Here is a 7,048-nt window from a genome sequence, read left to right as displayed (position 1 = left end):
GGAATAATTTTACGGATTTTATTCTATGCCCAGACGGAAATTACAAAGTGGCTTGCGACGATGACTGCCCGGAAGGTAGCCACAAATGCACACACAATAAATACCCAGGATATTGCTGTGTACCCTGTAAGGAAGTAGGAGATCGCCTGAAAAATATTGCAAATAAAGTAGGTCGATAAATGGCAGAAGTTTGCAAAGATATTGAGGCAGGGCTAGCCGCGCTCAACCGCAAAATTGATGAACAAAATAAACGATTGCGCGATTTAGAGAAGAAGCAAAAGCTGCTGCTGAGAAAGCCGTAAACGATGAGCGCGATTTTAATCACCTGCGAAATAATCAAATACAAATTTCACAAGGTATTGTAACTGGATTTAATGAGATTGAACGCAGATTAAATCACCTTAGCGAACAAGTGATTGAGATTAAAGCCTATTTAATTCAAAGCCAAGGCACTATTCACGGTGAGTAAGTCTCTGGGGATTCCTTTTACAGCGCTTTTCAAGTAATTGAACTACACCACTCCCTACTCCCCACTCCCTACTCCCCGTGCTTTTTGTGCTGATGATTGATGCCAGATACCCAATTGCGCCCACACAGTTTTAGCATTGAGCGAAATTGCTTCATCTACAATTTCTGGCAAGTACTCAGAACGGCGAAACACATTAACAATATCTACGGGTTCTGGTAATTCCTGAAGTGCAGTATAACTGGGTTGACCATCAATTTCTTTAATTAGGGGGTTCACGGCATAGACTTTGTAGCCAACTTGCCGCAAGAATTGGGCGATTTGATAGCTGGGGCGATGGTGTTTATCAGAGTAACCCACAACAGCGATAGTTTTGGCTTGGGTTAACACCTTACGCAAGGCGTTATCATCTTCTTTGAGGTTTGGCATAATCTAACATATCCTGAGCGATCGCTTTGCTTATCATACCGAGTTGCATTTAAAGATAATTTTGACTTCTAAAAACTCGTCCACGAGTATCAAAGACTCGTCCACGAGTATCAAAGACTCATTCACGAGTATCAAAGACTCATTCACGAGTATCAAAGACTCATTCACGAGTATCAAAGACTCATTCACGAGTAAAAAAGACTCGTTCACGAGTATCAAAGACTCGTTCACGAGTATTAAAGACTCATTCACGAGTAAAAAAGACTCATTCACGAGTAAAAAAGACTCATTCACGAGTATCAAAGACTCATTCACGAGTATCAAAGACTCATTCACGAGTATAAAAGACTCATTCACGAGTATCAAAGGCTCAATCCCCAATCTTATGACAACTCAAACACTAGGACTCGAACAAAACCTCTATGACTATTTACTATCAGTCTCTTTGCGAGAACCAGAGATTTTAACCCAACTGAGACAGGAAACAGTCCAGTATCCAATAGGGAGAATGCAGATTGCTCCTGAACAGGGGCAATTTTTGGCGTTACTGGTGCAGTTGTTGGGAGCGAAGAAAACTTTGGAAATTGGGGTATTTACAGGTTATAGTTCCCTGGTGGTGGCATTGGCGTTACCGAGGGACGGTAAGGTGGTAGCCTGTGATGTGAGTGATGAATTTACAACGATCGCTCGGCGCTATTGGCAGCAAGCAGGTGTGGCGGATAAAATTCAACTGCACATTGCCCCAGCTTTGGAGACTTTGGATCGCCTACTGGCAACCAAAGAAGCGGAAACCTTTGATTTTGCTTTCATTGATGCAGACAAGAGCAACTATGATGGTTATTATGAGCGATCGCTAGAATTAGTACGTCCGGGAGGACTGATTGCGATCGATAATGTCCTCTGGTCAGGTAGGGTTGCCGACCCCGAAGTGCAAGATAATAGAACTAAAAAGATTCGTGCCTTTAATCAAAAGCTGCATCAAGACCAGCGAGTTAGTCTTAGTTTACTAGCGATCGCAGATGGCTTGACTCTGGCACTGAAGAAGTAATGTCTTGGAATCCCCATTGGGTGCATCCCAGTTTTTATTTTGCAATGAGAGAATAACTGTCATTGCGAGGAGGAACGACGAAGCAATCTCATGGACTCGTTTTGACCTGAAGAATTTTGCGATTGCTTCGTTCCTCGCAATGACTGTAAAAAAGTGGGATGCTTCCTCCCCATTTCTCTATTTATTAGGAACGCAGAAGTGTCTTTAATTTTGAACTTTGAATTTTGAATTGTTAATCGGTTGTATATTATTACTAGACCAAAGTGAATAAATGCTACTAACTGTTTAACCTTTAAAATTAATATCCGTGGAAGATATTCTGCAAGCAGTAGAAAAAATTTTGCAAGACAAGCCTCTTGCTTCCATTCAATGGTTTGTGCTATCTCAATCGTGGTTGGGCAAAACTTACGAGGAAATGGCAGAGGTATCAGGCTATCGCAACAATTACATCAAGGAAGTTGGCTCTGAGTTGTGGCAAGACCTTTCTGTTGCACTTGGAAAAAAAATAACGAAAAAAAATCTGCATTTAGCCTTGGAGAAATACCTACAAGAGAAGATAAATGCTCAGGAGAATCAAAGCCAAGAAAAGTTGGGCGAAGAATCTAGCTTAGAAATGGTTTCTCCAAACTTGTCTTCAGCAAGTAAGATCGAATTTCCTAGCGGCCCTGTACCACTGGGTTCTCCTCTTTACATCAATCGCCCTCCCCTGGAAGAACTTGTTTATAACGAGATTTTACACCCTGGTTGCTTAATCCGAATCAAAGCACCTAGAAAAACGGGAAAAAGTTCACTGCTGAACCGGATGATTGCTTATGCTAGAGAGCAAGGTTATCAAATTGCGTATTTGGACTTTCAAGAAGCTGACGAAGATATTTTTGCTTCTCTGGATAAATTTTTGCGTTGGTTTTGTGTCAATGTCAGCAGGCAATTAAATCTCCTTCCCTCTCTAGATGATTTTTGGGATACGGAAATGGGCAGCAAGGTAAGCTGCAAAATCTATTTTGAAGCATATCTGCTGCAATACATTGATCAAAGTCCTGTAGTTTTGGCTTTGAATGAAGTCCATCGAGTTTTTGAACATCCCAATATTGCCCGAGACTTTCTGCCAATGCTGCGATTTTGGCACGAACAAGCAAAGCAGGATCAAATCTGGCAAAAACTCCGAATGGTGGTAGTTCACACCACAGAAATTTATATTCCACTCAAGCTAAACCAATCGCCTTTCAATGTTGGGATAACAATTACGCTGCCACCCTTTACCCTGAATCAGATACAGAAATTAGCATTAGCTTACGGGCTACATTGGGCAGCAGACTCCGAAGGGACAAAACGCCTTGTACCCTTACAAGCAATGGTAGGAGGACATCCCTATTTGGTGAGCCTTGCGCTTTATCATCTATGTCATGAAGAAATAACATTAGAGGTGCTACTAGAAAGCGCATCTACACAAGTGGGAATTTACAGTCAGTATTTACGAGAACTGTTGAGCTTGCTTCAAAAAGAACCAGAATTAATGTCAGCTATGGAAAAGGTAATTGCAACAAATGAAAAAGTGGAGCTAGACGCGATCGCTGCTTACAAACTAGAAAGTATGGGTTTGGTTCAACTAAACGGGAATCAAGCTCACACAATGTGTGAGTTATACCGCTTTTATTTTAGCCAACAACTGGGACGCTCAGGGTCATAATAGTTCTGGTAAACTGTTGAAACACAAATAATCAAAATACTTGTTCTCGTTCTTAATATGAATTGAATCACTTATAGCGGTTCCCATTCAGATGCAGTACAACATTACATCACCAGGTGTAGGGGCATGGTAGTGCCCATAGGTGTCTACTTAAGCTAGAAATAGCTTAACGGTTGGCTTCGTCACCCGCCTTGAACTGAAGTTCAAGGCTAACAGCTAAAGTCTACTGAAGTAGACTAAATATTTTTGAGTATATTTAGTCATCTTCAGATGACTTTTGCTATTAGCAAGGAACTTCAGTTCCTTGCGGGACAACGCTTTTACGTTAAGTTAACACGTATGGGCAGTGCCGTGCCCCTACGGGTGTACCTCACGTAAACGATAACCGTTATAGAAGACGCAATAGTTTTTTAGAAACCCAATTGCATTTAAAGTCAATTTCGGGCAAATTATCGGGAACACAACAAAATTTACTCGGTAGATGCTCTAGCGGTTCGTGACGAGACACCACTAAACTATTAGGCTCACTAAGGGTAGATGCAGTTGATACTAGCTATTAAACTTGTCAACTTAATTATTAAGTTAATCAAGAAGCGTTTTGTTTTACCAATACGAAAATATTGTACCACCAAACAGCCGATATTATTTACCATTAATTAATCACTAACGATTAACAACTAATTATTAATGAAAATTGTATTCTTTGGTACACCCCAGTTTGCTGTACCCACGTTGGAAAAGTTATTGAATCATCCAGAATTTGAGGTGTTGGCAGTTGTCACCCAACCAGATAAACGCCGGGAGCGCGGAAATAAACTTACGCCAACACCTGTAAAAGCGATCGCTACTGCTCACAACTTACCAGTACGGCAACCTGAAAGGGTAAAAAAAGACACCGAAACTTTAACCAAACTCAAACAGTTAGATGCAGATGTGTTTGTTGTTGTCGCCTATGGACAGATATTATCGTCAAAAATCCTAAATATGCCAAAATTGGGCTGCATTAATGTGCATGGCTCGATTTTACCCAAATATCGGGGTGCAGCGCCGATTCAGTGGTGCTTGTACAACGGTGAGAGTGAAACGGGGATCACAACAATGTTAATGGATGTGGGGATGGATACCGGGGCAATGCTACAAATAGCCACTACACCGATTGGATTACTGGATACTGCCCAAGATTTAGCCGACAGACTAGCTGCGATCGGTGGGGATTTATTGGTAGAAACTCTGTTGAAGTTGGAACGCCAGGAAATTCAACCAATTCCCCAAGATAATTTAGCAGCTACTTATGCACCTCTGATTCAAAAACAAGATTATGGTTTGGATTGGTCAAAAAGCGCTATGCAATTACACAATCAAATCAGAGGTTTTTACCCTAACTGCACCGCTACCTTTCGTGACAACCTGCTGAAAATCACCGCTTCTGCTCCCCTTGGTTCTGTAGGCGATCGCAATCTCCCACCAGAATTACAAGAATTGATCCATAAATTGCCTGATTTGTCAAATGGATCAGACACACCAGGAGTTGTAGTCAGCATTGCCAAAGGGATTGGTGCGATCGTCCAGACTGGGGAAGGTTTGTTGCTGTTGCGAGAGGTTCAGCTAGCTGGTAAACGTCCCCAGTCGGGATGGGATTTTGTTAATGGTACCCGCTTAACTGTGGGAGAAGTTTTTGGTGCGGGTAGTTGAGGGGGATAGGGGAGATGAGGGGGATGGGGGAGATGAGGGGGATGGGGGAGATGAGGGAGATGAGGGAGAATAACTCCTAACTCCTGTACAGACGCGATTAATCGCGTCTCTAACTTGTGGCTTCTAATTTTTCATAAAAACGGCAAGATTCGCAAGGGCCATCTGGGTTAACTGCACAGCGAATGATTTCTGAGTGAGCATTGTAGCAGCAGGTGGCATCGCCAACTACCCAACGTCCCGCTACAAAACTTTTCTCAGACGGTCGTTTAGCAGACTGCACGTAAATGGCAATATTATGCAAGCGGTAGCGCCCTGCTTTAAGTTGGTATTGATGGCGGCGTTCTAAAACCGCGTAGGTTTTACCTTCAAAATCGAGATAGTTTCCCGGTTGGGGTGTCCAATCAAGTTGCACTTTACCGAGGGACTCACGCGGATGCGTCAAAATCACCTCGGTTTGTAAAGAGTCTGGCTCCATAAGCTTATGTGATTTGATTTACATTATAAGGATGGTATCGCAATAGCTTTCTTTAGCTTACCGAATTTAGATTATAATTAATGATTAACTCTTCGTGTCCCTACAGATTAGGGCAACCAAAATTCAGGTAGGATAGATTTACCCAAGTCACGGAAAGTTTGGTTGAGCGATCGCGCCACTTGGATATGCACTTCATCCTCTTCTACAGCTAAAATCTCAGATGGCTGACCTTCTCCCAAATAAGACACCACCAAATTCGCCGCCTCTAAACCAGTAACATAAGCTTTTTCTTGTGACCAGGAACCATGACGGTTCACAATCCAATCCCCACTCATAAACACATTTTCAAAACTTGTTTTAGCGGGCAACATATAACGATAGCTGCCTGGTGCAAAGTGAGTCACCGCTTCAGGTAACCGAATTACACTACTATCAATTATCTTTGCCTGCCGAAACGCTGGTACACAAGTTGCTAAATAACCCTGAACTATTGCTAAAATCTCTTCATCACTCAAATTGAGAAACTGATTCGCATGATAAAAATCAGCTTCAATTATTGTTCCTGGCTCATCCCGATATTCATCATGTAGAGCATTCAAATCAAAAAACGTCCAACCTGTAGTTGCGTCGAATCCAAAGCAAGCATTAGAAGGACGAGGAATATCAATTTTGCGGTCAAACCATAGTCGCGTTGCTAAAACATCAATTGCTCCTAAATTGCTTAAATTACGGAATTCTTCACGGCTTTGTAAACTAGGGCTAGTTGAGACAATTTTCTTCATCCCCGTGATCCCAACAGCAAAAATCACCGCATCTGCTTCAATTACTTCATCACCGCAAACCACACCCTTTGCTCGATGATTACTATCAACAATTAAATCTGTAACTCGGCGCTTGGATAATACTCGCGCACCAGCTTTTTCGATACGTTCCACCCAAGGACGAAATATTTTTTCTCCAACAGTTCCTCGACACCAAACTACATCAAAATCTGGTTGATGAGCCAGAATAAAAAAGTAAAGCATCCCTAAAGTTGCTGCGGCTGAACATTGTTCGCCAGGGGCAAACAAGCCCACTAATAACATTGGTTCAAAAGCATCGCGGTAAAGGCGGAAAGAAACGTTAAAATCTTTGAATAATTCACGGGCAGTTACAAAGTCATAGCGCCGCCAAGCTGCATCAGAATTGTCAAAATCAACAACAGCATAAAGTAAAGGTAAGGCGCTGAGACGGTCAATTAGTGGTAGCCGC

8 protein-coding genes are annotated in these 7,048 nt (G+C 42.2%); 4 read left to right on the top strand and 4 right to left on the bottom strand.

Going from position 1 to position 7,048, the window contains the following annotated elements; genetic code table 11:
- Nucleotides 1–179: 179 nt before the first annotated feature.
- Nucleotides 180–302, top strand: a complete 123-nt coding sequence (locus LC574_RS38120) for a hypothetical protein (RefSeq protein WP_267871593.1) — start codon at nt 180–182, stop codon at nt 300–302.
- A gap of 221 nt (nt 303–523) precedes the next feature.
- Here the strand turns inward: LC574_RS38120 and LC574_RS18755 are convergent, their stop codons facing one another.
- Together LC574_RS18755 and LC574_RS18750 are read right to left on the bottom strand one after the other, a co-directional pair.
- On the bottom strand, nt 524–895 hold the full coding sequence (locus LC574_RS18755; RefSeq protein ID WP_229454903.1) for a CoA-binding protein: 372 nt from the start codon (nt 893–895) through the stop codon (nt 524–526).
- Nucleotides 896–928: 33 nt separating this feature from the next.
- Entirely contained in the window at nt 929–1,276 is a 348-nt protein-coding gene (locus tag LC574_RS18750; protein ID WP_229454902.1) for a hypothetical protein, read from the bottom strand.
- 4 nt (nt 1,277–1,280) lie between these two features.
- Here LC574_RS18750 and LC574_RS18745 point away from each other — a divergent pair, with 4 nt between their 5' ends.
- The 3 genes from LC574_RS18745 (at nt 1,281) to fmt (ending at nt 5,322) form a co-directional block, all read left to right on the top strand.
- Nucleotides 1,281–1,943: a class I SAM-dependent methyltransferase gene (locus LC574_RS18745; RefSeq protein WP_229454901.1), complete on the top strand. Its 663-nt coding sequence runs from the start codon at nt 1,281–1,283 to the stop codon at nt 1,941–1,943.
- Nucleotides 1,944–2,250: 307 nt separating this feature from the next.
- A complete protein-coding gene (locus tag LC574_RS18740) occupies nt 2,251–3,630 on the top strand; it encodes an AAA-like domain-containing protein (protein WP_229454900.1) in 1,380 nt (459 codons plus the stop codon).
- Between the two features lie 687 nt (nt 3,631–4,317).
- Nucleotides 4,318–5,322 carry a methionyl-tRNA formyltransferase gene (fmt, locus tag LC574_RS18735; protein ID WP_229454899.1) on the top strand — a complete coding sequence of 335 codons (1,005 nt, stop codon included), beginning with the start codon at nt 4,318–4,320 and terminating at the stop codon, nt 5,320–5,322.
- A gap of 109 nt (nt 5,323–5,431) precedes the next feature.
- Here fmt and LC574_RS18730 read toward each other — a convergent pair whose 3' ends face one another.
- Both LC574_RS18730 and LC574_RS18725 read right to left on the bottom strand, forming a co-directional pair.
- Entirely contained in the window at nt 5,432–5,797 is a 366-nt protein-coding gene (locus tag LC574_RS18730) for a DUF6464 family protein (protein ID WP_229454898.1), read from the bottom strand.
- Nucleotides 5,798–5,904: 107 nt separating this feature from the next.
- Nucleotides 5,905–7,048 (bottom strand): FAD-dependent oxidoreductase (locus LC574_RS18725; protein ID WP_229454897.1); only part of this gene is annotated, 1,144 nt, incomplete at its 5' end.

The sequence above is a fragment of the Nostoc sp. CHAB 5715 genome (assembly GCF_020829685.1).
GTDB lineage: Bacteria > Cyanobacteriota > Cyanobacteriia > Cyanobacteriales > Nostocaceae > Nostoc.
This window is presented reverse-complemented; position numbering and strand designations above follow the sequence as displayed.